The organism is Saprospiraceae bacterium (genome assembly GCA_016709995.1).
Taxonomy (GTDB): domain Bacteria; phylum Bacteroidota; class Bacteroidia; order Chitinophagales; family Saprospiraceae; genus JADJLQ01.
Window position 1 is genome coordinate 500474 of record JADJLQ010000001.1, and the last position, 25968, is coordinate 526441.

General features: G+C 39.3%; 17 protein-coding genes, 1 tRNA gene and 2 pseudogenes. 10 read left to right on the forward strand and 10 right to left on the reverse strand.

The window, feature by feature from the left end; all coding sequences use genetic code 11:
• Positions 1-60 precede the first annotated feature (60 nt).
• The 3 genes and pseudogenes from IPJ09_02130 to IPJ09_02140 all read right to left on the reverse strand — a co-directional run bounded on the left by IPJ09_02130 (position 61) and on the right by IPJ09_02140 (position 1924).
• Positions 61-725 (reverse strand): annotated as a pseudogene (locus tag IPJ09_02130) (peroxiredoxin).
• A 106-nt stretch (positions 726-831) separates the two neighbouring features.
• Entirely contained in the window at positions 832-1278 is a 447-nt protein-coding gene (locus IPJ09_02135; GenBank protein MBK7370241.1) for an Hsp20/alpha crystallin family protein, read from the reverse strand.
• A 196-nt stretch (positions 1279-1474) separates the two neighbouring features.
• Positions 1475-1924 carry a DUF2267 domain-containing protein gene (locus IPJ09_02140; GenBank protein ID MBK7370242.1) on the reverse strand — a complete coding sequence of 150 codons (450 nt, stop codon included), beginning with the start codon at positions 1922-1924 and terminating at the stop codon, positions 1475-1477.
• A 160-nt stretch (positions 1925-2084) separates the two neighbouring features.
• Here IPJ09_02140 and IPJ09_02145 point away from each other — a divergent pair, with 160 nt between their 5' ends.
• The gene (locus tag IPJ09_02145; protein MBK7370243.1) at positions 2085-3095 is read left to right on the forward strand and encodes a metal-dependent hydrolase; all 1011 of its coding nucleotides are present in this window, start codon (positions 2085-2087) and stop codon (positions 3093-3095) included.
• Positions 3096-3235: 140 nt separating this feature from the next.
• Here the strand turns inward: IPJ09_02145 and IPJ09_02150 are convergent, their stop codons facing one another.
• Entirely contained in the window at positions 3236-4423 is a 1188-nt protein-coding gene (locus tag IPJ09_02150; GenBank protein ID MBK7370244.1) for a phospholipase, read from the reverse strand.
• Positions 4424-4642: 219 nt separating this feature from the next.
• Between IPJ09_02150 and IPJ09_02155 the strand changes: the two genes are divergently transcribed.
• Positions 4643-5740 carry a hypothetical protein gene (locus IPJ09_02155; protein MBK7370245.1) on the forward strand — a complete coding sequence of 366 codons (1098 nt, stop codon included), beginning with the start codon at positions 4643-4645 and terminating at the stop codon, positions 5738-5740.
• 12 nt (positions 5741-5752) lie between these two features.
• Here IPJ09_02155 and IPJ09_02160 read toward each other — a convergent pair whose 3' ends face one another.
• The 4 genes from IPJ09_02160 to IPJ09_02175 all read right to left on the reverse strand — a co-directional run bounded on the left by IPJ09_02160 (position 5753) and on the right by IPJ09_02175 (position 10723).
• Complete coding sequence (locus IPJ09_02160; GenBank protein ID MBK7370246.1) at positions 5753-7537, reverse strand: serine hydrolase; 1785 nt, start codon at positions 7535-7537, stop codon at positions 5753-5755.
• A 33-nt stretch (positions 7538-7570) separates the two neighbouring features.
• Positions 7571-8596 (reverse strand): hypothetical protein, encoded by a 1026-nt coding sequence (locus IPJ09_02165; protein ID MBK7370247.1) that lies wholly within the window; start codon positions 8594-8596, stop codon positions 7571-7573.
• Positions 8597-8629: 33 nt separating this feature from the next.
• A complete protein-coding gene (locus IPJ09_02170) occupies positions 8630-9655 on the reverse strand; it encodes an aminotransferase class I/II-fold pyridoxal phosphate-dependent enzyme (protein ID MBK7370248.1) in 1026 nt (341 codons plus the stop codon).
• A gap of 651 nt (positions 9656-10306) precedes the next feature.
• A complete protein-coding gene (locus IPJ09_02175; GenBank protein ID MBK7370249.1) occupies positions 10307-10723 on the reverse strand; it encodes a hypothetical protein in 417 nt (138 codons plus the stop codon).
• Positions 10724-11008: 285 nt separating this feature from the next.
• Between IPJ09_02175 and lepA the strand changes: the two genes are divergently transcribed.
• From lepA to IPJ09_02215, 8 genes and pseudogenes are all read left to right on the forward strand, one after another.
• Positions 11009-12799 carry an elongation factor 4 gene (gene lepA, locus IPJ09_02180; GenBank protein MBK7370250.1) on the forward strand — a complete coding sequence of 597 codons (1791 nt, stop codon included), beginning with the start codon at positions 11009-11011 and terminating at the stop codon, positions 12797-12799.
• A 120-nt stretch (positions 12800-12919) separates the two neighbouring features.
• A complete protein-coding gene (locus tag IPJ09_02185) occupies positions 12920-14029 on the forward strand; it encodes a DUF5009 domain-containing protein (GenBank protein MBK7370251.1) in 1110 nt (369 codons plus the stop codon).
• A gap of 97 nt (positions 14030-14126) precedes the next feature.
• Entirely contained in the window at positions 14127-15158 is a 1032-nt protein-coding gene (locus IPJ09_02190) for a DUF3500 domain-containing protein (protein ID MBK7370252.1), read from the forward strand.
• 79 nt (positions 15159-15237) lie between these two features.
• Positions 15238-15328: transfer RNA gene (locus tag IPJ09_02195), tRNA-Ser, on the forward strand.
• Positions 15329-15504: 176 nt separating this feature from the next.
• A pseudogene (locus tag IPJ09_02200) lies at positions 15505-16992 on the forward strand (sulfatase).
• Positions 16993-17390: 398 nt separating this feature from the next.
• A complete protein-coding gene (locus IPJ09_02205; GenBank protein ID MBK7370253.1) occupies positions 17391-19634 on the forward strand; it encodes a GH92 family glycosyl hydrolase in 2244 nt (747 codons plus the stop codon).
• Between the two features lie 447 nt (positions 19635-20081).
• Positions 20082-22475, forward strand: coding sequence for a M1 family metallopeptidase (locus IPJ09_02210; protein ID MBK7370254.1), 2394 nt, complete (start codon positions 20082-20084; stop codon positions 22473-22475).
• 188 nt (positions 22476-22663) lie between these two features.
• Positions 22664-23569 carry a prohibitin family protein gene (locus IPJ09_02215; protein MBK7370255.1) on the forward strand — a complete coding sequence of 302 codons (906 nt, stop codon included), beginning with the start codon at positions 22664-22666 and terminating at the stop codon, positions 23567-23569.
• 157 nt (positions 23570-23726) lie between these two features.
• Here the strand turns inward: IPJ09_02215 and IPJ09_02220 are convergent, their stop codons facing one another.
• The gene (locus IPJ09_02220; GenBank protein MBK7370256.1) at positions 23727-24539 is read right to left on the reverse strand and encodes a T9SS type A sorting domain-containing protein; all 813 of its coding nucleotides are present in this window, start codon (positions 24537-24539) and stop codon (positions 23727-23729) included.
• A complete protein-coding gene (locus IPJ09_02225; protein MBK7370257.1) occupies positions 24481-25956 on the reverse strand; it encodes a hypothetical protein in 1476 nt (491 codons plus the stop codon). The genes IPJ09_02220 and IPJ09_02225 overlap by 59 nt, the downstream gene beginning before the upstream one ends.
• Positions 25957-25968: the final 12 nt, after the last annotated feature.

Consider the following 25968-nt stretch of genomic DNA (forward strand, 5'->3'; position numbering starts at 1 on the left):
TTTAATATATAAAGACAACCCCACAGGGAGATTAAAGTACCATGTTCATATAGAGTTAATTTATGCCACTTCGAGCTTGAGTGGTTTGGTACAGAAGAACCAATCATGACATGTGATGTTGCTGTCTTTACTTTCCATTCTTTCTTTAGCCACACCGCATGAGCCTGCTGGTGGTACTATCACATCTTGACCCGGTCTCCAATCTGCAGGAGTAGCAATAGAATATTTATCTGCAGTCTGCATGGCAACTAAGGCTCTTTTGATCTCATCGAAGTTTCTACCTAAAGATAGAGGATAATATATCATAGCACGAATAGTGCCTCTGGGGTCAATAAAAAATACTGCTCTTACAGCTTTTGTGCTACTTTCACCAGGTTGAATCATGCCATATTTTTTGCCACATTCATACTGATATCCTCGATTAATGGGAAGGTGACCTCCATGTTTTTCATCCCATTATATTCTATTTTGTCCTTTATGGTTCTCAACCAGGCTATATGACTGTAGAGACCATCCACCGATAAACCGACCAGTTCACAGTTCACAGATTTGAATTCATTTTGCATTTTTGCAAAAGTCATAAATTCTGATGTGCACACAGGTGTAAAGTCAGCAGGGTGACTAAATAATATTACCCATTTTCCGCGATAATCAGCTGGAAAATTTATCTCACCCTGAGTGGTGATGGCTACAAATTCCGGAGCGGGATCTCCAATCCGAGGCATCGAAATAACTTGACCATTTGATTCCATAGGTGTACTGTTCATTTTTTATTTGAATTAATAATTTTCTAAAAAAAGAGTTCTGCCGAAGCAGAACTCTAGGACACGATTACTTAACCTCAATCATTTTAGTGATTAAAGCTTTTTTTGCTTCTTCTTTTTTAGGAATATGCAATTTTAGGACACCATTTTCATATTTAGCCGCGATTTTCTCTTTATTCACTAATTCAGGTAAAGTAAAACTTCTACTAAAAGCAGAGTAGTTGTATTCCTTGCGGGTAAATTTTTGTTCTTTCTCCTCTTTTTTCTCTTCTTTTTCGCTGGAGATAGTTAGTATATTTCCATCAAGGTCTACTTTGAAATCATCTTTCTTTAATCCTGGAGCAGCAACTGAAACAACATACTCATCTTTTGTTTCAGTTACATTTGCTGGAGGCATAGTATGTGAACGACTGAATACTTCACTTGGTGTAAACCATTCGGTCCAAGGCTTTAAATAATCATCAAACATTACTGGGAAGTAATCATTTGATCTTGTTAACGCTTTCGTTGTCATGATTTTTTGATTTTATTTATGTGAATAATTCGATTGTAAAATTAGCAGCTATCACATATAGATGCGCTGACGAAGGTCATTTATAGTTATGAATGTCGTCACGATATTTATTTTCCTATTTAATATTTTTTTCATTTTTTTATTTGGCAACGATTTTGTCATTGCAATTGAAATAAAATTAGATTTTTAGCTGACCTTAGAATAATTGATTCTCCTCCAAAGTTGATTTAAAAAAATCTTTTATTTCAGCAGGCAACACCCCAATTACATCATTCATCTCACCCTGGCTTACGTATTGACCTAATATACGGACTACTCCTTTTACCATATATTGGGCTCTTTCATTATTTCCTAAATCCCTTGCGGCAGCATGAGGATCAAATGACCTTATTTCGTCTATAAAATCATCTAAATGGTGACTTTGATATATTTTAGCAGCTGGTTTCCACCCATCTACGTAGATTGCTTTTAACATCATAGGTAATTGGGATAACAGATCAAAATTCTCTTCAATTGACAGCCTGTTTCTAAGTGCATGTAGTGTCGATCTTAAGATTCTGGCTGCCTGATCTCTTGGAGTATCTAACTCCTGAGCAAGTTGATTTATCATTTCGTTACCTCTTGCAGCGTATTGTTCAAAATTCATTGACATAATTATTATGTTTATTAAGCAAATTGTGGGTTATTGTTCATTAAAACCGTGATATAAAACTGAAATAAAGATGACATTGGTCAGTAGGGATTGATTTATATTTTTAAAAAATTGAAAGCATAAAAAATATTAAATTTGTTAACATAGATATATTTTGGATTCACTAACACATCTCGCAATCGGCGCCTGCATGGGGGAAGTCTTTGCCGGCAAAAAATTAGGAAACAAGTCGTTACTTTGGGGAGCTTTGGCACAGAGTATACCTGATATTGATTTTCTTGGATCGCTGTGGCTTGACACCCCAAGTAGTTTATTGGCACACAGAGGTTTTACACATTCGATTCTGTTTGTTGTACTGATTTCATTGCTTTTTGCTTCTTTGGCCAATCACTGGCATCGTCCTCACAATATTTCATTTAAAAGATGGCTGATTTTTTTTGGATTAGTGATTGGTGCACATATTTTTATCGACGCATTCAATAATTACGGAGTTGGTTGGTTTGAACCCTTTAATCATACCAGGATCAGTTTTAATGCGATCTATGTAGCCGATCCATTTTTTAGTATTTGGCCTGCATTAGGTTTGATCTATATACTTTACAACAGGTTTGCGTTCAAAAAAAATTATCGTGCTGCTGTGCTTACTTTAGGATTAAGTTTTTGTTATCTGGGCTATTGTTTGCTCAATAAATCTTTCATAGATCATTCAGTGAAGCGAAGTATGACGAGTCAAAATATAGTTTATAAGGATTATTTCACTACACCATCTCCACTGCAAAGTTGGTTGTGGTATATTGTTGCAAAGGTGGACTCAGGATACCAGGTGGGCTTTCGTTCCATATTTGATTCTGACAATCATGTGGACTTTGAATACTTTCCTCAAAATGATTCTTTGCTTAAGTTTTCCTCTGAACATGTTGAGGTAGATAAGCTTAAACTGTTTTCTAAAGGTTACTATACAGTTGAAAACTGGGGGGATACCCTGGTCTTCAATGATTTACGATTTGGTCAAATGGTTGGCTGGCAAGACCCTCATCAAAAATTTGTATTTCACTATTTTCTCAATCATAAAGCAGACAATACTTTGGTCGTTCAGAGGGGTAGATTCAAGTATTGGGATTTGAATGTTGCGAAAAATCTGGTTGTACGGATTTTCAAACATTAAGCAAATAAGGCATCAAGCTAGTCGTTCGGGACACCTCGCAAGGTTATCTTGGATTATAATTTAATTTTTATGATAGTGCTTTTACTATTGCAATTAACAAAGCAGTTGAATTTCAATTCGGAATTGGTTTTGATGAATTCTTATTTTCGTTGATGGATATAAAAAGTGAATACGTAATATAGCATCCGTAATATTTCAAAGGCAAACCATTGTTTAAGTTGTTTAAATACGTTTTTAGTCTTTTTATAGCCTTCCAGAGTTATTTGAATGCAGTCCTCTTTGATAATTTGGTTGATAATGGATCTAAACTCCTGAGTGAGTGGAGTATCGATTACTTCTAGATTTAGTTCTATGCTTGCATGTGCACTGAGATCATTTATATTATAAGAACCTAAGGTAAACCATTCACCATCACAGATGCCTAGCTTACCATGAAGTACATTCTTTTGATATTCATACAATTCGGTATTGTTTCTGAGGAGCCAATCATAAAGCCATCTTTCGGCATCTTTAGCTATTTTGACATCCGAATATCCAGCGGAAACTACTTTTACATTTACTCCTCTGTTGATGGCTTTAGATATGAGTGTTCTAAGTAGGTTGCCTGGTATAAAATAACTGCTCAAAATGATGATTTCTTTCTTTGCAGTTCTAAACATATGATTATAAACATCCGAAATCTGGACTTTTCTTCTGATCCAGTCATTCCGAATCATCCGGATTAAAGGGGTCGGTCCTTTGAAGACCATTTTGGGAGTAGGTACTGACTCACAAGGTGTAAGTTCCATATTTATTGGGTAGCCGTTCCAGGTCTTCCAACATAGAATACACAATTCTTTGGCAACTTCTCCTTCGACCAACAAGGCAAAGTCCAGCCATCCGGCTTTGGAAGGAAAATCATTGTATTTGTCGCTAATGTTTAGGCCTCCAATGACGGCTTTTACAGTATCTATGACTACGATCTTATGATGCAGCCTTCTGCCAAAATAGAAATATTTACTTTTTAAAAGGGGTTCGAAAAATTTAAATTTAATACCGGCCGATCTTATTTTTTCGATAAAAAGTTTGCTCAGATTTTGAGATGCATACCCATCTACCAGGATGTATACAGATACCCCGCGATTAGCTGCCATTATAAGTTTTTCAGCAATCATAGTACCGGTTCGGTCTTCATCAAATATATAACACTGCACATGAATCGACAACGAAGCAGTGTCTATTAAATTGGCGATTAGGTCAAAGTAAGGTCTGCCGCCTGGTACAAAAGAAAGCGAAGTGTTAAAAGAATATTTTGAAGTGTGATGCCTTTGCTTCAATAGTGGAATCATGGTTACAGCCCCTTTGTCAATGTGCTCCCAATATAGAACATTGTTATGACCATTTATAGGTAATTCTTATCAGGTGCCTTTATCACTTTATAGGTCTTAAGTTTTGGACTCAGCATATTAGCTTGGCTCAAATCATTTTCTCGCCTGATATTGATCAGTGGGCTGAGTGCTTGAAAGAACTAGTTTTGTTTAATTGATTACTTATTTAAATTCTTTATCATGAATATCAAATATTACCCTGAGCTCCAGGAGATTGAAGATCATAAGTCATATCTGCCCAGTATTTCATTCATTTTGCCTTTAAAAGCTTTTGATAGGTCTGACAAATCTTTTTTAAAATTGCTCAAAATAAAATTAGATGAACTCGAACGAAAATTGGCCGAAAGCTATGATGAAGATTTGGTTTCCAATCTGATGATCAAGTTTGAGATTATTTTGAAAGACCTTAAGCCTGAGAAATTTAAATTAGGAATTGCCATCTTTGTTTCTCCTGAGTTTCAAAAAATATATTACCTCGATTTTGAACCTGAAGAAAAGTTGGTGATTGGCGATAGTTTTGAGATCAGAGATTTAATTTACAGCCAAAGTCTGACAAAGAATGCCATTTTACTGCTTCTCAGCGCCAATGAGATTAGGTATTTTCTTTATTCGAATAATTCATTAACCAAGTTGATTGTGGATGTTCCTCTCAAAATCGAAGCATTTATGGACAATACCCTTCATGATGTTGCGATTTATTATGAGAAAAATGATCGCCGGGAGAAGGCAATGCATTTATTATTGGACAATGCGGATAAGGGCCTTGGTATGGTTCTGCAATCATATGACTATGATGTCATCGTCACAGGAAGTGATAAGATGATCGCCCATTTTAAAAAAATATCTCATCATAATAGAGCTGTCAAAGCTTTTTTGCCGGGCAATTATTTTGAAAAAGCGCAATCAGAATTGATCGGATTAGTTCAGGTTTCATTGAACAACATTAGGGCGGATGAAGAAAAGACATTAATCCAATCGTTAGAGGTATATAACAATAACCAAATGTTAGCCATAGGACTCAATGAAGTTTGGAAGCAAAGTGCAATAAAAAATTGTCAACTTCTGGTGGTGGAAAAAAATTATCGAAAAGCTGCTGTTTTAAAGGCTTACAAAACTGAAATATTTACCCATGATCTGGACGCTGACCCTATGCCCATGCAAGATGTTGTCGACGATGTTATTGAAAATGTTATTTCTGCAGGAGGTAAAGTATTGTTTGTGGACGATGACAAGCTACTAGATTACCGACACATTGTATTAGTTAAAAATTATGTGTAATAAGCCTTTGGGTTATTTTCTTTTAGCTACAAATATTCCATTAGGTTGAATGAAGCTGGCTTCTGTCGCTATTCCATGATCGTCTAATTTGAATCTTACTTTGTAACCATCTAATATCTTAAGTTTGAACTCATGATTTCCAATTGAAATGAGTTCGTAGTTGGGTTGGCCTGGTAAAATAGCAAATAGCTTAGTTTCATCTCTGATCACAAACTGTATATTTTGTGGCCCAAGTTGATAGTCTCCTGCATATTTTTCAAGTTCTGCCCTACTTAACGCAGCGTTTTCAATATCCCTTGTAAACTCAATATCATCAACTCCCGGTTGCAATGGAGTCGATAGTTGATCTATCTTGCCATCTTTAGAGAGTTGGAAAAACAATTCGGTAGGTTGAGCATCCTGGTATTGTACTCCATCGGGTTTTCCTCTGAAGACATTAAAGTGTTTGTGTTGTAGATCGAATTTTGTCCCATTATACGATGCCTGCAACATGCTGTCGGTGAGCGAAATTTCGATTGTACCGTAGCCCTTGTTAGTATACTTTCCTGCATATTGTGATAAGGCTAAGCTAGGATGTGTATTCATAATCCTACCTAAGGTATCAGAAGGTTTTGGTTGCATTAAGGCTGCAAATCTGGTTTTGACAAAAGCATCTCTTTGTTGTTTTTGCCAATCACGGTAATTCAGGCCTAACATACGATCACAAATCCAATTCCTTACTACGGAAGTAACATAACCAGTGCTGGAAGAAATGAAAAATCCAATACTATCTGTTGGGAAAAACCCGGTACTGGAGATAAACCCATCGATGCCACCCCCATGCTCAACCCTGTAATGTCCCCGGTAACTCCCCACTGTCCATGCTAGCCCATAACCAAAATTTTGTACATCCGGATTTTCTGAAGACACAGGAGCCCCTGCCGCCATCTGTATGGTGGAGGCTTGAGCCACGTGATCAGAAGGGATGATTTCATTGCCATTGTATTTTCCGTTATTGATCCAGGTGATCAACCACTTAGCCATATCTTTAGCATTGCTATTAATAGAACCTGCAGGGCCCATTGCATCTATGTTTTTATATGGAATATTTAATGCAAATGAGTCATTGATCAAGGTATAGGCAAGGGAATGATCAGGTGACTTTTCCATGTCAGAGATTGAAGTGACTGTCTGACTCATACCCAAAGGAGCAAATATTTTATCCTGGATATTGGTTTCCCATGATTTGCCTGTTAACTTTTCCAGTAATATGCCCTGGCTTAAAAACATAAAATTATTGTATTGATATTTTTCGCGAAGCTCAGCAGTGGGTTGTTGAAATTCAATACGCTTTAATAGTTCTGGTCGGGTAGCAGAGGATCCATACCATGAGTAGTCATGCCGCGGAAGTCCGGTTCGATGGGTCATCATATCTCTTATGGTTACGTGATCATTAAGGTACTCATTATTAAATCTGAGCTCAGGCAGATAGTTGCGGATTGGCTTGTCCAGGTCGACCAGGCCTTCCTTCACAAGACCACCAATCAAAGAAGCAGTAAATGCCTTGGTACATGAGCCAATGGCAAAAAGCGTATTTTCGGTCACCGGCAGTTTTTGGGCCAGATCTCTGTATCCAAATCCGCCTGTATAGACCACTTTGTTTTTTTCTACAATAGCTATCGTGACACCAGGAGCTTTCCATTCCTTGAGGACTCGGGCGACAAACGTATCTAACCCAGCTAATCGACGATCAGTAGGTTTTTGTCCTTTCGTAGGTATTGAAATAATGAAGGCTATAAAAAATAGAATTATCCGCATAACAAAAGATTGAATAATGGATTGATAAATGGATTATGGTGTAATGTTAAAATGTTTCAACACATCTGCAAAAGAAAAGTAAGTTGCGACAAGGCTTCCTTTTTTGTCCAGGATGACATAAGTAGGAAAGTTATCGATTTTTAAATAATCGGACAAAAGGTTCTCTTTAGATTCAAGCAAATTTTGCCAAGGTAGATTGGCAGCATTGAGATATTGAGCCCATTGATCAAAACTTTGATCGATCGACACTCCGAGTAGATCAATATGTTGAGCTTTAAGCGCATCCCATTTTGGTTTAATCGTCTGGTGTTGTTGAAGTGACGCCCGATTGCCCGCAAACCAGAAATTGATCACAGTATAATCTGATACTTTAAGTGAAATATTGGTCTTTTTGTTTTCAAGGCTGGTGAATTGAAAATTCTTTAAATCCAGTTTGTCCAGAGTAAGCACAGTGTTTAGTCGATCATATAAGTTAGGAGCAGTGATGTACCAACCGAATTTATTCCCTTGACGATCAGTCTCTGTTTTTAATTTTGCCAGATTTTCTTTCGAGTTGATATTGAGCATCAAATAATAGATACCGATGGTGATGGAAAATGGGTCATCGGCGTGCTCTTTAAAGGATGTCAATAAAAATTGGTTCATTTCTGACACATCCGATTTCTTGAGTAATTTAGAATACGTATTTTGGAATTCATTGATCTTATAATAAACGGGAGCATTTATGACCGTATCAATGATTAGATTTAACCGGTTTAGGTGGCCATGCACGGTCACTGTGCCAGGATCTAACCAGATTTGTTTATTGGCTATTTTATTTTGGCTGTGAAATCGTAGTACATAACAGTTAATGGTATTTTTAGAAAACTTTAGTTGGATCGTATCGGCGATCTTAGGATTGAGCATCTCTATTTGACTGTAATCAAAGGCTTCAATTTTATCGATTTGCTGACCGGCCAGATCTTTAATGATGAGGGTAATATCAGTTTGACTTTTGGCCTGATTGCCAAAAGCTATAAGCACGATATAGGCGAGTATAAGCTTTAAATTTCTTTTCATAGGAGTGGTATTGATGTATATAGGTAGGATAATTTAAACCTTTTTTTCGAGATCTTTCAAAACTTTAATTACCTGATGACACATTTCTGAAGTAAAATCAAGGTGAGTTACAAATCGAATAGCTCCAGGTCCTATGGTCACAGCCCGAATATTATTTTTATTCAATTCTTTTAACATCCAATCGGAAGTGAGGGGTTCTTTTACTGAGAAGATCACAATATTGGTCATGACTGGTTTGACCTCTTTGATGTAGTCAAGCAACCGGAGACATTCACCCAAATCCCGTGCGCGGTCATTATCTTCTTTCAACCTGTCCACGTGATGGTCAAGGGCATAGATTCCTGCCGCTGCCAAAAATCCTGCTTGACGCATACCACCGCCCATCACTTTCCTGATTTTGCGAGCCCTTGATATGGTTTCCAAAGAACCTATAAGGCACGACCCTACCGGGGCTCCTAACCCTTTAGATAGACATATAGATATGGTGTCGAACAAGGCTCCGTATTGCAAAGGTGTCTCGCCGGTCTCCGCCAGTACATTGAATATTCTGGCACCATCAAGATGAAGCTTGAGTCCCTTGTCTTTACAGGCCTTTGATATAGGTTTTATTTCCTCCAGGTTGTAATAACTTCCACCTCCCCGGTTGGCACTGTTCTCTATGATGACCAGCTTGCTATTGGGCATCCAATCAACCTTCGGTTTGATAGCGGCCAGCACATCCTCTGCTTTAAATTTTCCATTTTCCCCTCGGATCAAATGGATCGCTACCCTGGAATTAAAACTATACCCTCCCAGTTCGAATAGATATACATGAGATGATTCGTCCATGATGACTTCGTCTAGCTCCTGGGTATGTAGCTTGACAGCGATCTGATTGGTCATAGTACCTGAGGGGCAAAACAAAGCAGCTTCGTGTCCAAACATAGCAGCCACCTTGGTCTCTAAGGCATTGATGGTAGGGTCCTCACGGAATACATCGTCACCTACAGTGGCTGATAGCATGGCTTGAAGCATGCCTGAGGTGGGACGGGTGACGGTGTCAGATATAAGGTCTATCATATAATTTTATATTACTCAAATATGTTACTTTTTACAGAAAACCCCAGGAGAATGGATACCATGTTCTTGGGACAAACTGTTTATAAAATCCTGGTTTGAAAATTTTAAGTTAGATGTCCTGACCATCATCAATATTAATTGTCTTTTTGAGATAGTTTGGTTTCATTTAATTATTTCGAGCATCTCATAGGGTTTATAGTTTTTATCCTAATATTTTTCACTTAGGATATCTTTATGAGCGTCATTAAAGTATGCGTCCAGGGTGTCTACGGGATAGCCTGCTATTTCTATCAGTGTGCGTGAAGTATTATTTTGAATTTGGTCGTTCAATGGAAATCTAAAGTCTGAGCACCCTGAAAAGTATCTATTCGGTATCCGTAAAGCATTAACTGAAAAATAATTCTTTTTTTATGTTCAAATAGGCAATCATCGAGTCACCATAGAATAATAGATCTTGATGTAGCTTTACTTGACAAGTCGATTTTGGAAAGCAGCGAGACTCCATTATGGTCCAAATAATTGACTGACATCATGTTGTTTAAGGGCAAATCATAACATAAGGGTCTTTCGCAACCGCAAAAAATGATACAAGTCAAAAATGTAAAAAGCAGGATTTTGCAGAAGAGAGAGGTATTCATTATTAATAGAACTTTACTTTCCCATTGAATCCAGCGCACTTGGCACATAAGTATGCTTCCAGTCCTCCAGCACGAAGTATACTTCCTTATCTTCCGTGATCATCAACTCACTGTTGCCCGGAATGACGCCACGATTAGAGATCGCTTCTTTGTCCATATTGCCAAGTGTAAATTTAAATTGAAGGTGTGTACTGTCGGGCACATCAAATGATTTTTCCCACCGCATCTCGGCTCTTCTGACCATTGGGAGACCTTTGGAATGCCATTCACCAAAGATGGGGACATTGCCCGTAATATATATGGTATCCTGATCAGGAAGTGGCTCTTCAGTATCAAGTACTATTTTGACCATATGACCTTTGGCGTTCTTTAAATTAGCCTGACATTGGATCATCAAAAACAGGCTGATCACTAAAATTAATATTTTCATGGTGTAAAGTTAAACTGTAAACGGCAAAACTATCACTTCAGAAGGTGGATTTAGCTGTATTTGATTGATAATTAATGGGTTTATATGAGATCTAAATAAAGATATTCATAGTGGTTATGAAGCTATACCAACTACCTGAAGGGGAAATATAGGTGAATTTGCATCTGGAGTTTCAAGTTTTGATATATGGCATTAAATCTATCCTGGGCAACAATTTCATAACGACTTATTAATCAAAACGATAAACTTTATCTGCTCCATAAAAGTGCTATATTTGCGCCCTCGATGAAAAATATCCGCAATTTTTGTGTCATAGCTCATATCGACCATGGTAAGAGCACCTTGTCTGATAGAATGTTAGAGCTTACTAATACTATAGCCATGCGCGATATGCAAGCGCAGGCTCTGGATAGTATGGATCTCGAACGTGAAAAAGGCATTACCATCAAGAGCCATGCCATTCAGATGAGTTACCCGCATGCCAATGGAGAGATCTACACACTCAACCTCATCGATACTCCGGGACATGTTGACTTTGCATATGAAGTCTCCAGATCCATAGCTGCATGTGAAGGCGCTTTATTATTAGTAGATGCTACACAAGGCATTCAGGCTCAAACGATCTCCAATTTGTACATGGCCATCAATCATGACCTGGAGATCATCCCCATCTTGAACAAAATAGATATGGAAGCTGCCATGATTGATGAGGTCAGTGACCAGATCATAGACTTGGTGGGATGTAAAAAAGAAGATATTTTGCATGCCAGTGGTAAGACAGGTCAAGGTGTGCCTGAAATCCTTGAGGCCATCGTCAGCCGCATTCCAGCCCCTAAGGGTGATCCCAATGCGCCTCTTCAAATGTTGATTTTTGATTCAGTATTCAATTCGTTCAGAGGCATCGTAGCCTACTTCAGGATCTTCAATGGCACTATCAAGCAGAATGAAAAAGTGAGATTTATTTCTACCGGCAAATCTTATCATGCTGATGAAATAGGCATACTTCAAATTAAGCAGATCAAAAAGCCTCAGCTCAGTGCAGGCAATGTGGGTTATATCATCAGTGGTATCAAGGATAGCAAAGAAGTGAGGGTAGGGGATACCATAACTCATGCCGACAGACCGGGCGAGCCGATCCATGGCTTTGAAGAAGTGAAGCCAATGGTTTTTGCCGGTATCTATCCTATAGACAATGATGATTACGAAGACTTGAAAGACAGTATTCAAAAACTTCAATTGAACGATGCAGCCTTGGTCTTTGAGCCGGAGACTTCTGCAGCTTTAGGTTTTGGATTTAGATGTGGTTTTCTAGGCATGTTGCACCTGGAGATAGTGCAAGAAAGATTGTCCAGAGAGTTTAAACAGGAGGTCATCACCACGGTACCCAACGTATCCTATTTTGCCTACACCGCCAAAGGAGACAAACTAAGTATTCACAATCCGCATGAGCTGCCCGATCCCAGCTTTATCGCCAGGGTAGAGGAGCCATATATTGATGCGCAGATTATCACCAGACCCGAATTTATTGGATCTATCATTTCTCTTTGCCTGGATAAACGAGGCAGGCTGATCAAACAACATTATCTGACACCTTTTAGAGTAGAACTTCAGTTTGAACTACCCTTGGCCGAGATTGTTTTTGACTTTTATGATCGGCTTAAATCTATCTCCCAAGGTTACGCCTCCTTTGACTATGCTCCGAGTATTTACAAGGAATCAGACCTTGTAAGATTGGATATCAAGATCAATGCTGAAAATGTAGATGCCTTATCTGCCCTGGTGCACAGGGACAAAGCAGAAGGCTTGGGTCGCAAGATGTGTAAAAAACTTAAAGATTTGTTGCCCCGTCAACAATTTGTGATTGCAATACAAGCTGCTATAGGGGCCAAAATTATAGCCCGGGAGACCATATCTGCTCTGAGAAAGGATGTGACCGCCAAATGCTATGGAGGTGATATCAGCAGAAAGAGAAAACTACTCGAAAAACAGAAAGAAGGAAAGAAAAAGATGCGCCAGATCGGAAGTGTGGACATCCCACAAAAAGCATTTTTAGATGTTTTGAAATTGGATGATTGAGTCGCCAGGAAGTATTTGGCTTTTGACGAAACCCTCCTGATTTTTGAATCAAGCAGGATCACTGGTGTTTGAAACTTAAAAGACTTTGCATACATTTCGATTATTTTAGCCCTCCTACTTATGGAAAATAAAAGATTGGTAGCGCTTGATGTATTTAGAGGCATGACCCTTGCTTTGATGTTGATAGTCAATAACCCCGGTGATTGGGGCCAGGTGTTTGATCCATTTTTACACGCAGACTGGCACGGGTGTACTTTGACAGACCTTGTGTTTCCGTTTTTTTTATTCATAGTCGGTGTCGCAATACCACTTGCTTTTAGTTCAAGACAAATAGAAGGTTTTAAAAAAAAGGACCTTTATCTCAAAATCCTGAAGCGGACAGTCTTGATTTTTTTGATTGGGCTCGCTTTAAGCGGGTTTCCTTATTACAAATTAGGTTCTATTCGTATTCCGGGAGTGCTTCAGCGAATTGCCCTGGTGTATGGCTTTGTGGCTATTTTGTATCTGCGATTTAAGCCCAAAGAGTTATTTATCATTCTGATCATCATCCTTTTGGTTTATTGGGCTTTGATGACTCTGATTCGGGTGCCAGGATTGGGTTATGCCTCGCTGGAGCCTGAGACTAACCTGGGAGCCTGGCTAGATTATAAATTATTAAAAGGGCATTTGTGGTCAGCTTCAAAAGTGTGGGATCCGGAAGGGTTGCTGAGTACACTTCCTGCATGTGGGACAGGGATCATTGGTGTGCTAACAGGATTGGCTATTAAACGACCCAATCCGCTGCGTGAAAAAGTCAACCGTATCTTTTTCTATGGAGCAATCTTACTTTGCATTGGATATTTCTGGAATATGGTTTTTCCATTTAATAAAAAGATTTGGACCAGTTCATTTGTGGTTTTCACAGGGGGTTTAGGGCTTATGGTTTTGGCGAGTCTTATTTATATTATTGACATCAAAAAGATGGATCGCTGGACACATCATTTCCTGTATTTTGGCATGAATTCGATGATGGTCTTTGTAGGCAGCAGCCTGGTAGCCAGGCTTATGGGCCTGATCACCTGGATGCACCAGGGCACAAAAATGACACTGAAAGGCTTTTTATATCAAGGTCTCAAACAATCCTGGTTAGATCCAAAAGTTTCTTCTTTGTTATTCGCCCTTGGTTTTTTGGGTTTGTTCTATGTTCTACTGCGTTGGATGTATAATAAACGAATATTTTGGAAGCTCTGATAGGGCAGAAAATAGGGAGGTCGATGCATGAAAATATTATTTACCTTTGGAAAGCTCCAGCACTTTTAACTGAAGCACTTACTTAAACTTATTTAGCATGAATCATATTAAAAGTATAGTCACTTCATTTTTTCTCCTGGCTACTCTGGTCTGCATAGGTCAGAAGGCTATGCCCGCATTAAAGCCGTCTATCGCAGCAAATGATTTTGTCAAGTCCTTGACTGTCGAACAAATGGCGCTCGTGTCAAAGTCATATGCGGACACTCAACGTACCAATTGGGATTTTGTGCCCAGAACCGACCGAACCGGATTGGTCATGCGGGATATGAGTGATGCGCAAGTAGAAAAATTTTATCGACTGGTAGTTGCCACCGGAGGTGAGGAGACCTTGCTAAAAGTCAAAAACGCCGCCTGGCTTGAGAATGTGCTCAGAGGAGTTGAAGGTAGACCAGAAGGTGATGCTTATAGAGACCCTAAAAAATATTTTGTTCAGATATTTGGATTAAATCAAAAGGATTCAGAATGGGGTTGGAAACTGGAGGGGCATCATATATGTCTCAACTATGTGATCAAAAATGACCAAATAGTGTCAGCTTCTCCCTCAGTCTATTGTTCCAATCCTGCTGTTGTGCTGGATGGACCAGACAAAGGCAGACAAATATTGAGCAAAGAGTTAGACCTGGCCAATACGCTCATGAATTCATTCAGTCCGGATCAGAAAGTCAAGGCCATCATCACCGCTGAAACACCAAAAGAAATATTTACCTATAAAGAACGATCCTCTACGGTCAATACTCCCGGCGGCCTGTCCTATGATCAAATGAACCCAAAGCAGCAACAGAATTTAAAAGCCCTGGTCACTTATTATGTAAGCAGGTCATCTAAGTTTTTTGTCAAGGACATGATGGATCGGATTGCAAAGAATGGTTGGTCCAATGTTCGATTTATTTGGGCTGGGTCAGAAGATACCACACCAGGCCATACACATTATTATAGTGTGCAGAGTCCTGAGTTTTTAATAGAATATGACAATTATCAGAATAAAGGCAACCATGTGCATAGCATTTTTAGGGATGTAAAGAATGATTTTGGCGATGGTTTAGCTGCTCATTACATCAAAGAGCATTGATATTTCATTTTATATTATTTTGATTGGAGGATTGGCAAAAAATCTTAATTTTGCATTTCTTTATTCAATAGAATAGTTCGGAGAGGTGCCTGAGTGGCCGAAAGGGCCGGTTTGCTAAACCGTTGTACGGGCATAAACCTGTACCGAGGGTTCGAATCCCTCCCTCTCCGCTTCTTTTTTTGACAACCAACTAGTCTGTTCTGACTTAATCTCTTGGTCTTTCATTTTTTTATTGTGGGCTTTATCTATGGTGTAGCTATTGGAGCATGAATGACTCCCTTTTAGCTTCATTCTATGGATTTTTAGAGGAAGATGTTCAAAAGCTATATTTTTATTAACCTTTATTATGAAAACGACCATAGTTATACTAACCTTTATTGCCACCATTTCTATTTGGGGATTTAAAGCAAAGGAAAATCGGTCCACCAGGCCGAATGTACTTTTTATATGTGTAGATGACCTCAGACCAGATCTGCATTGTTATGGCAATGCATTAATTCATTCACCTAACCTTGATGCGCTGGCCTCCCAAGGCACACTTTTTACCCGTCACTTTGCTACTCAACCTACTTGAGGAGCGTCCAGATATAGTTTGCTGACCGGCAAGCTGCCACGCACCAAAGATCAAATCACCAATGCTGCCATTGAGTTAAATCTTAGCAATAAGAGCAAGACAGCCATTCCTGAATCTTTTGTTGATTACCTCAAAAGGAGTGGATATTATACTGTTGGCATTGGTAAAATCAGCCATTCTGCAGATGGTTATGTATATGATTACAGTGCACCTAAAAGCAATAAATTGGAGATGCCTTTTAGTTGGGATGAGATGTTGTTCAATCCGGGTAAATGGGGAACAGGATGGAATGCATTTTTTGGATATTCAGATGGAAGTAACCGCCAAAGTCGAAATAGTATGGTAAAACCATTTGAACATGAGGAAGTTAATGATGAGGATTACCCTGATGGTCTGAGTGCCGAATTGGCCATTCAGAAATTAAATGACCTGGCTAAGAAAGATCAACCATTTTTTCTTGGGGTAGGTTTTTTTAAGCCCCACCTTCCTTTTAATGCTCCTAAAAAATATTGGGATCTATACAGTGAGTCGGATATATCTCTTACAAATGCGCCAGACTTGCCGTTCGATGTACATCCAGCCAGTTTGATTGGCAGCAACGAATTTAACCGATACAAACTCGGACTGGAAAAAGCATCTCTCCAACATCCTCTTTCCGATGAATATGCAAAAACAGTGCGACATGCTTATTATGCAAGTATCAGTTATGTAGATGCTCAAATTGGTAAGGTGTTGGACGAATTGCGAAGACTGCAATTAGATAAAAATACCATCGTAGTCGTCTGGGGTGATCACGGGTGGAATCTGGGCGACCACCGTGTTTGGGGTAAACACACGCTTTCAGAGACCTCACTCAGAAGCACCTTAATCATCAAAACCCCTAATTTGTCCGGTGGGATAGTTCAAAATGCTGTAGTAAGCTCCATTGACATATACCCGACCTTGATGGATCTCTGTAATCTGAAACGTATCGATGGTAATGATGGAAAAAGTTTGAGAAAGTTATTGCTAAAATCGAAAAATGGCAAGTGGGATAATATCGCGTATAGTTATTTCAACAAAGGGGTTACCGTCAGAACGGACCGATACAGACTTACCAAATATTTTAGAGAGGAGACTCCTGTGGTAGAATTATATGATCATGACAAGGACCCTTATGAAAACACGAATATTGCAGCTCAATCCAAAAATATTATTAAGGATCTTAGTCCAATCCTTGAAAAAGGGGATACCAAGATATTCTCAACGAGGCCTGATTAAAGGATTGGCCACTATGAAATTTGTTTTTTTAATGGCACTGAATTGCATGATGCTCCAGCACAAAATCTGTGCTCAATCAGCTTCCCTTGTCTTCAATTCGGCTTAGATTAAAACTTCCCTCAATACAGTGATTTTTCAGAAAAACTCTTTGACCAATGCAAGTCCGATGATAAACTGAATATTCTAAAAGGGTATACTCCAAATAAAGGCAGAAATCATTTATGCAGACTCTTTCGGCGTCCGGGAAAATGCGAACATCAACATCTATTTCCGAGGAAACTTTATCATTAATGCAATGATCAAAGTCAAGCGCTTTTAATCTTGATTTTATTGTCTCTGAGCAAAAAGATTCTTAGTATTACAGGGGATAAATGAACATCTCAATATATATGGCAGATATGAAATATTTTTTATTATTCATGACGCTCGCATACAATACTGCTTTAATATCGCAGGAAAAAAAGCCATTAGATTATGTCAATCCTCTGATCGGAACTTCTATCAAAGGTTTTGGCGAAGGCAAAGATGGTGGTGGCACCATGCCTTGTGTAGGTCCGCCATTTGCTATGGCCAATTTTGTAGCACAAACTCGTGAAAATAAAATTAGCGAAATGCCTTATGTGTATGAAGACAATACGGTGAAGGGTTTCATGGCAACCCATCAACCGACGGTATGGATGGGGGATTATGGGTATGTGAGCCTCATGCCTCAAGTTGGAAGCCTTCGGCTTTTGCCCAATGACAGAGCTTTGAAGTTTTCGCACAAGGACGAATACTTAAGGCCTAATTATTACTCGGTGCTGATGCAAGATGGTGAGCAAAAGATCAAAGGAGAAATAGCGGCAACTTCCAGATGTGGAATTTTTCGGTTTACTTATCCTGATTCAATGGCCAGAATCATCATACAAGGAATAAATATCACTGAAAATAAAAAATCTTTTCAAGGTTACCTCCATATTGATACGCAGTCCAGGGAGATCACTGGATACAACCCAGAGCGAATGTCATCTCATCTGGGTCCTGAATTGCCTGGGTTTAAAGGCTATTTTGTAATTCAATTTGACAGAGATTTTGAAAATTTTGCCACATGGAATTCATTTCGCAGCGAACCAGATATTAATGTAAAAGGAACGGATCAATACGGAGCCAGAATGGGGTCTTATGTGGAGTTTACGACCAGGATGCGCAAAAAAGTGTTAGTTAAAATTGGAACCTCTTTTATAAGTATAGAACAGGCTAGAAAAAATTTGGAAATTGAAATTCCTCATTGGGATTTTGATGAGGTCGTGAATGCTACAGGTAAGACATGGTCATCCAGCCTCGACAAATTTCAGATTCAATGCGCCAATGAAGACCAGAAAACAATATTTTACACTGCTCTGTTCCACACCATGTTGTTTCCCCGGGAATTTTCTGAATATGGACAGTACTATAGCCCATTTGATGATAAAGTTCACCAGGGTGTGTCATACAATGATTATTCACTCTGGGACACTTTCAGAGCGCTGCATCCTTTACTTCATTTTACGCATCCGGAAAGGGTAGGGCCTATGATTCAATCATTGCTTCAGATGTACCGCGAAGGAGGCTGGTTACCTAAATGGCCCAATCCAACTTATACCAATATCATGGTGGGCACCCATGCAGATGCCGTTATAGCAGATGCTTATATCAAAGGGTTTAGGGATTATGATATCAATCTGGCATATGAAGCTGTTCGTAAAAATGCCTTTCAGCCACCAAACCATGATACCGAAAAGTCCTGGGGTGACCGTGATGAAGGCACGCTCTATGAAGCAAGGGGCGGACTTACTTATTATCATTCAATTGGTTATGTACCGTCGGACAGGACTCGTGAATCTGTCACCAGGACGATCGAGTTTGGTATAGATGATTATTGCATAGCACAGATGTCTAAAAGTCTGGGGCATGCAGAGGATTATCAAAACCTTATTCGCTGGAGTACAAACTATTATAATTTGTTTAATGAAAAAACAGGTTTTTTTAATGCGCGTGTCTTTAATGGAGATTGGACTCCTAATACCCAGGAGGGTTTTACCGAAGGTGGTAAATGGACCTATTTGTTTGGAGCCATGCATGATATAAATGGTATTATCGATCTACTCGGAGGTAAGACAGCATTTGCAGCTAAACTCAATGAAAATTTTTCTTCAAATCATTACCGGCACGATAACGAACCGGGTCACCATTATTCCTACCTATTTGACTATTGCGGACAACCATGGAAAACTCAGGAATTAATCAGGAAACTTACCTCTATGGAAAACTATCGAAATGCGCCTACCGGTATCAATGGAAATGACGACTGTGGCCAAATGTCAGCCTGGTATATCTTTAGTGTTATGGGATTTTATCCAGTCACTCCCGGCACTGAAGTTTTTGCCCTGGGTGCGCCTCAAATACCCGGCATCACTTTGAAATTGTCGAAAGATGGGCATGAAAAGTCATTTAAAATAACGGCTAATAAATTGTCCACTATCAATAAATACATTCAGGGAGTATGGTTGGACGATGTAAAAATCACTTCCCCATTCATCACCTATTCACAAATCATGCAATCCAGTCATCTTTTATTTGAAATGGGTCCAAATCCCAATCCAGAGGCTTTTATATCAAATTAATTTATTGGATCGGTCATTGCTATTCGAAGAAACAAACTTGAGAAATCACCTAGAGTGACCATTCTAAGTAGGTTGACGGTCAGAAGACAATCGAAAAAGTGGTTGAGCGTGTATTGAATCTAAGGGCAAATTAAACGGTGGCTGATTTGGTACATCATTGGCTGATACTAAATAGGTTGTGCTCCGCGTTTTTTAAAAAATGTGATTTCGCTTTGCCCCTCGTCACCTTATCAGGCAGCTGTAGGTGCCTTTTATTTGACTAATGATTCAAGGGTTCAAACTATAAAATTGTATTATCCCCCAAATGGAGGTAAATAGGGTTGTAAATTTGTTCTTTATTTTGATTCTTCAATCAATCTATTATATTTTGATTTATATGTTCAAGTAATTTTCACCTGACATTCCTATTTTTACGAAATTTGCATCAGTTAATTATAAATATTCAAAATGAAATACTTACTCCTAATCAAAAAAAGTCTTTTTACAACTTTGTTTTTGGTCTTAAGCCTTCTGGCTTTTACACAATCCACCTCCAATCATGGTAACAAATTTGAGCAGCTAGGCGGCATTCTCCCTACGCCTAATGAGTACCGTACCGCAAGTGGCGCTCCTGGTACAAAATATTGGCAGCAGCGCGCTGACTATGATATCAAATGTGAGTTGGATGAAGTCAATCTTAAGTTGACTGGCTCTGAAGTGATTACTTATTTTAATAATTCTCCGGATGTGCTTAATTATCTATGGTTGCAACTTGATGAAAACCAGCACTCTACGGTTAATAACGCCAACTATCAAAACACCAGCAGCCTGCCGGCGGTAGCGACAGATCGGATGTTGGATGCGGTAGAAGCCAGAAAAACGGACAATGGATATGGCCATATCATTCACAAAATAGTGGATATGGCAGGAAAACCTTTAGAATATACGCTCAATAAAACCATGATGAAAGTCATGCTCAAGACTCCTTTGCGGCCCAATACTAGTTTTGCCTTCAAGATAGATTGGAGTTATAAATTAGCAGATCGAAGGGATTTTGTACAATTTGGTGGTGCTCGGGGCGGATATGAATATTTTCCTGAGGATGGCAATCATATTTTCACCATTGCTCAATGGTACCCTCGTATGTGCAAGTACGGAGATGAGATCGGTTGGCAAAACCATCAATTCACAGGTACCGGAGAGTTTACCCTTTCCTTTGGAAACTATAAAGTGCAAATGACTGTACCTGCCGACCATGTAGTAGGATCTACCGGCGAGTGCCAGAATTACCTAACTAATCTAAACGCTGAACAAAAATCTCGTTGGGCAAAAGCACAGACTGCAACTGAACCTATAGAGATCGTTACCCTGGCAGAAGCAAAAACTGCTGAGATGAATAAGTCTAAAACCAAAAAAACCTGGATATTCAAAGCCAATAATGTCCGGGACTTCGCCTGGACTTCTTCCCGAAAATTCGTTTGGGATGCTTTGCCAATCAATGTCAGTGGCAAAAAAGTCATGTGTATGAGCTTTTATGGCAAAGAAGCCTATCCAATCTATAATAAATACTCTACAAAAGCTGTGGCCCATACAATCAAGACCTATTCTGACCATACGATTCCTTATCCTTATCCGGTCGCTCAAAGCGTGGAAGCTGCCAATGGGATGGAGTATCCTATGATTTGTTTTAACCCTGGCAGAGCTGAAAAAGATGGTAGCTACAATGAAGGAAATAAAAATGCAGCAATCCTGGTCATCATCCACGAAGTGGGGCATAATTTTTTCCCAATGATCATTAATAGCGATGAGAGACAATGGACCTGGATGGATGAAGGGCTAAACTCCTTTATGCAATATATTACCCAGGAATTATGGGACAATAAGTATCCATCAGAAGGTGGTGTCCCCTACAAAATCACTGAATATATGAGCTGGCCAAAAGATCGGCTAGAGCCAATTATGACCAACTCTGAAAACATCATTGGGTTCGGTCCTAATGCTTATGACAAAGTAGCAACAGGCCTTAATATGCTTCGGGAGACCATCATGGGCAGAGAACTTTTTGACCAGGCATTTAAAGAGTATGCCAGGCGGTGGGCATTCAAACACCCTACACCTGCAGATTTTTTCCGAACCATGGAAGATGCCAGCGGTGAAGATCTGGATTGGTTTTGGAGAGGTTGGTTTTATAGTATTGATGCGTGTGATATTTCGATTGATACGGTTAAGTTTGCCAAAGCAGATGTCAATGCAGTACCAGCTCGTCCAAGAGATACTTTCGAAATGCGCAGTCTGCCCAAGCCGGATGTAAATGATTTTGAAGACCTGTCAAAAATTCGCAACCGACAAGATACCTCTATCAAATTTGTTACTGACAAGGATACCACTTTAAGAGATTTTTATTGGAAATATGCCCGGGAAATCGAAAAATACGATACTACTAAATATAAGGTCGCAGCATTGGCCAATCAAGACACTTTGGATGCCAATTTAAAAATGAAATATGAAAAGAAAAATGCCTATGAGATCACTTTCAGCAATAAAGGTGGCTTAGTGATGCCGATTATACTTGAATGGAAATTCAAAGATGGTAGCACTGAAATTGAGCGACTTCCAGCCCAGATCTGGAGGAAAAATGAAAACAAGATCACCAAGACTTTTGTCAAGGACAAAGAAATCGCCTCCATCAAATTAGATCCATTTAGAGAAACGGCGGATATAGATGAATCGAATAATTCGTATGGAGATGAGACCAAACCGATAGCGCCTCCAAGTCGATTCAAAGTATTCAAGCAAAAACAAGTGACTCCTGCACCAGGTATCAATCCAATGCAAAAGGCTGCGGAGAAGGCTAAGACTTAGGTCATTACAGACTTTTTAAATTAATGTAGGTGCCCCGGGATGACTCGTTCCGGGGCTTTTTTATGGTGATTTTCTGCGTTAAAGAGTATCGATTGGTAGTCAAAATCGCTTCTAATGTCTAAGAAATGAGGTTTTAAGGCAAGTAAAAGGTAACTTTACTTCTAACCAATCATTTAAAAAAGTTATATATGAGTATTACAATTATCGGAATTGCATTGTTTTTGTTTTCTATACAGGGCATGGGGAAGGATTCTCCTTTGTCAAAATTTTCAGGCATTGGTAAAGGTGTAGGCATCTTACTGATCGTTGCAGGCCTTCTATCATCTATGGTAGTGCAGATAGATGCAGGCAAAGTCGGGGTCCAATCATTGTTTGGAAAAGTACAACAGAAAACACTAGTATCTGGACTTAATATAGTCAATCCTTTGATCAAAGTGACTGAGTTTGATATTAAAACACAGAATTATACCATGTCAGGCGTTCAGGATGAAGGCTCTAAAATGGGTGATGACGCAATCCGGGTTTTGTCAGCGGATGGCTTGGAGGTAGTCATTGATGTAACGGTACTATTTAGGGTCGTCTCTATTAAAGCACCAGATATTCTGAAAGAAATTGGAACAGACTACAGAAATGTTATCATCAGACCTATGGTACGGACCAAACTACGGGACAATGCAGTATATTATGATGCTATAGCCTTGTATTCCAGCAAGCGCGATGAGTTCCAAAACCGAATATTTGAAAGCATTAAAAATGAATTTGCCAGTCGTGGACTTGAACTCGAATCCTTATTGGTCAGAAACATTGTTTTACCTGAATCGGTGAAGGTAACCATTGAATCAAAGATCAATGCGGAACAAGATGCTCAAAAGATGACCTTTGTATTACAGAAAGAAAGACAAGAGGCTGAAAGAAAAAGAGTAGAAGCACAAGGGATAGCTGACTATCAGAAAATTTTGAGTACCGGTCTCAGTGATAAGTTATTACAATATGAAATGATCAAAGCAAATAAAGAGATCGCTGTCTCTCAAAATGCCAAAGTAATCATCATGCCTGCCGGCAAAAATATGCCTGTCTTTTTAAGTGATAAATAAGGAGGGCTAGTTGGTAAACCGCTGTATTAGAAAAAGTTAAAAAGAGGTTTTGTGAAAAAAAAAGGTACAAATCTGGTTATCCGGATTTGTACCTTTTTTTTGGTGAATGAATTTTGTAAAATGGCGAATCTGAGACAGAAGATTGCCATAATAAAACTTACCTCTGAATTATAAATTTCTTTGTTTTGGTCCCTTCATCAGTAGAGATTCTCATCAGATATGTGCCCGGAGCCAAAGATGTCGTTTTAAAATCGAAAGACTCTTTCAGAACATTCTTTTTAGACTCAAACTGCAATACACGGCCATGGATATCCGCGATGACAAAATTGACATTGGTAGCTTTCTCAAAATTGACATTAGCGCGAATAAAATCCGTCGCGGGGTTCGGCATGAGTTGCAAGGTGTATTCCGGTAAAGTGATTTGATCTACAGGTGTGGCTAAGGATATACGCATACTGATCTCAGGCGCATAAGGGAATAAACTCCAACCATCATTAATTAGGAAAAGAAAACTGCCAAAGTCGTAATAATAATCTAACTCATTGTAATTCAAAAACTTATTAGCGGCGTCTGCATAGGACACCACCACCAAATATTTTGACCCTTTTTTCAATGGTACACCATCATTAAAATTTTGAATTTCTTGTAAAGTCACCTCAGCCCGCTCAGAATTCTGATTTTTAAAATCATAGGTAGCTGTGCCGACTATTTCTAAGCTCGGGTTTGCAGTGATCCCTTTTGTCAAATCCCAGTTTGACAAATCTGATAAAATATTGTCTTTAAATCTGGCCAGATAGATGGTAACGCTTTTGCCCGCCATGATATCACCGCCAATAGAAAATGCTCCAAATCCTGCGGAAGTTGCAGTAAATTTATCATTAGCATTCCAATCGGTGCTGGTGAGATAGAGATTAGCCCACTGGAAAGTTAGATTGCCACTGATACCCTCTCGAATTTTGAGTCCCATCATGTTTAGAATAGAGGTTGTCGGTAATGACAAAACTGATCTCCCGCTTATTGTCGGTGATATTGCCATCATCTATACCGGCAGGGTTGACGATAGAGTATACTATTTTATAAAGGCCTTGAGCAAGTTTCCCTGGTATATATGATTTAGGAAAATTGATAACCAAGCTGTCAGAATTATTGCCAACTATATTGGCAATGATCACACTATCACGGTGGAGCACTTTATTGGAGGCATCCAAAACCTGTACTTTAGCAACCGCATTGCCCACGGACACAGATCCCAAATTAGTGATCTCCTCCCAAAATGAAGAGGTGTCTGTAGTGATTTGTGATGAGGGAGTGGCATAATTAAATGGCATAAAGAAATTCTCAGTGACGACCAGGTCGACAGAGGCTCTGCCTAAAAGCTGCACATCGTCAATGATCCATGCATAAAAATCACCGTCAAAAGTGAATTTTATCCTTGCTTGCGCTTTATTGGCTAACTGGGGTAGCTCCATTTTTATAAATTTGCCACCAGGTGTAGCCTGGTTAGGGAGCACATCTTCATTGACTGCAATTGGATTAGACCAGGTAGTTCCACCATCAATAGAGTACGCTATCGAAGAACTTCCATTCAATCCTGCAAATAATTCAAAGAATTTTAAAGTGACGGAATTGAAAGTACTGCAATTTATGATGGGCGAGATCAATTCGCCCTCATGATTTGGGTAGGGAGGAGGTCCATTAGGAATTTTGAGTGTATCTCCATCTGTGGTCAGGAAGTCAGCATCAAAGACCATAGCACCATTATCTGCAGTGGGGGCATCAATTCTGAATCCACTTAAAGCCCCATTACTAATGCCTTTTGGATGCCAGAAAAAGGTATCTCTTGGTGCACTGATACCCTTAGTGGTCCAGGCGCCTTTACCCCCATCGAAGGTCTCTGAATAAAGTACTGGTGCGCCAGCTGAAGGATCTGCAAAATACAGAAAAGCTTGCGCGCCATTTGCAGCAGATCTTATTCTATCACAGTCCGCTTTGGAGATCATCACACATGGAATGGTGACCGAAGGATCTGGCAAACCAAATATAAATCTTGCAGGACTAGTGACATTATTACAAAGTATCAATGCTTTTGCTCCTGCTCGCTGAGCTTTCTGTGCTTTTTCCAAAAAAGTACAAGTACCGCGATCAATGACCACGATTTTGCCACTTACATTATTCATGATGGTATCACATGCCAGGCTGGAGCCGGCTCCATTATTAGCAAAAACGAGTTCACCCTTTATTGTATCCACAAAGCCATTTCCCAGCAGTCCTTTTGTAATGGCAATATCTCCGGCTATTGAAGCTGGTGAAGTAATCCTAAGGGTTGACTGTGAATACCCAATCAGGGAAAAAGTTAACAAAACGACGAATGACCAGAATCTGAGCATATGATTAAATAT

Excerpts from the sequence above, each read along its gene's own strand:
- IPJ09_02155 (MBK7370245.1), top strand. The coding sequence starts at position 4,643 with ATGAATATCAAATATTACCCTGAGCTCCAGGAGATTGAAGATCATAAG.
- IPJ09_02210 (MBK7370254.1), top strand. The coding sequence starts at position 20,082 with ATGAAATACTTACTCCTAATCAAAAAAAGTCTTTTTACAACTTTGTTT.
- IPJ09_02175 (MBK7370249.1), bottom strand. The coding sequence starts at position 10,723 with ATGAAAATATTAATTTTAGTGATCAGCCTGTTTTTGATGATCCAATGT.
- IPJ09_02160 (MBK7370246.1), bottom strand. The coding sequence starts at position 7,537 with ATGCGGATAATTCTATTTTTTATAGCCTTCATTATTTCAATACCTACG.
- IPJ09_02215 (MBK7370255.1), top strand. The coding sequence starts at position 22,664 with ATGAGTATTACAATTATCGGAATTGCATTGTTTTTGTTTTCTATACAG.
- IPJ09_02165 (MBK7370247.1), bottom strand. The coding sequence starts at position 8,596 with ATGAAAAGAAATTTAAAGCTTATACTCGCCTATATCGTGCTTATAGCT.
- IPJ09_02190 (MBK7370252.1), top strand. The coding sequence starts at position 14,127 with ATGAATCATATTAAAAGTATAGTCACTTCATTTTTTCTCCTGGCTACT.
- IPJ09_02140 (MBK7370242.1), bottom strand. The coding sequence starts at position 1,924 with ATGAATTTTGAACAATACGCTGCAAGAGGTAACGAAATGATAAATCAA.
- IPJ09_02135 (MBK7370241.1), bottom strand. The coding sequence starts at position 1,278 with ATGACAACGAAAGCGTTAACAAGATCAAATGATTACTTCCCAGTAATG.
- IPJ09_02170 (MBK7370248.1), bottom strand. The coding sequence starts at position 9,655 with ATGATAGACCTTATATCTGACACCGTCACCCGTCCCACCTCAGGCATG.
- IPJ09_02220 (MBK7370256.1), bottom strand. The coding sequence starts at position 24,539 with ATGATGGGACTCAAAATTCGAGAGGGTATCAGTGGCAATCTAACTTTC.
- IPJ09_02185 (MBK7370251.1), top strand. The coding sequence starts at position 12,920 with ATGGAAAATAAAAGATTGGTAGCGCTTGATGTATTTAGAGGCATGACC.
- lepA (MBK7370250.1), top strand. The coding sequence starts at position 11,009 with ATGAAAAATATCCGCAATTTTTGTGTCATAGCTCATATCGACCATGGT.
- IPJ09_02205 (MBK7370253.1), top strand. The coding sequence starts at position 17,391 with ATGAAATATTTTTTATTATTCATGACGCTCGCATACAATACTGCTTTA.
- IPJ09_02225 (MBK7370257.1), bottom strand. The coding sequence starts at position 25,956 with ATGCTCAGATTCTGGTCATTCGTCGTTTTGTTAACTTTTTCCCTGATT.
- IPJ09_02150 (MBK7370244.1), bottom strand. The coding sequence starts at position 4,423 with ATGATTCCACTATTGAAGCAAAGGCATCACACTTCAAAATATTCTTTT.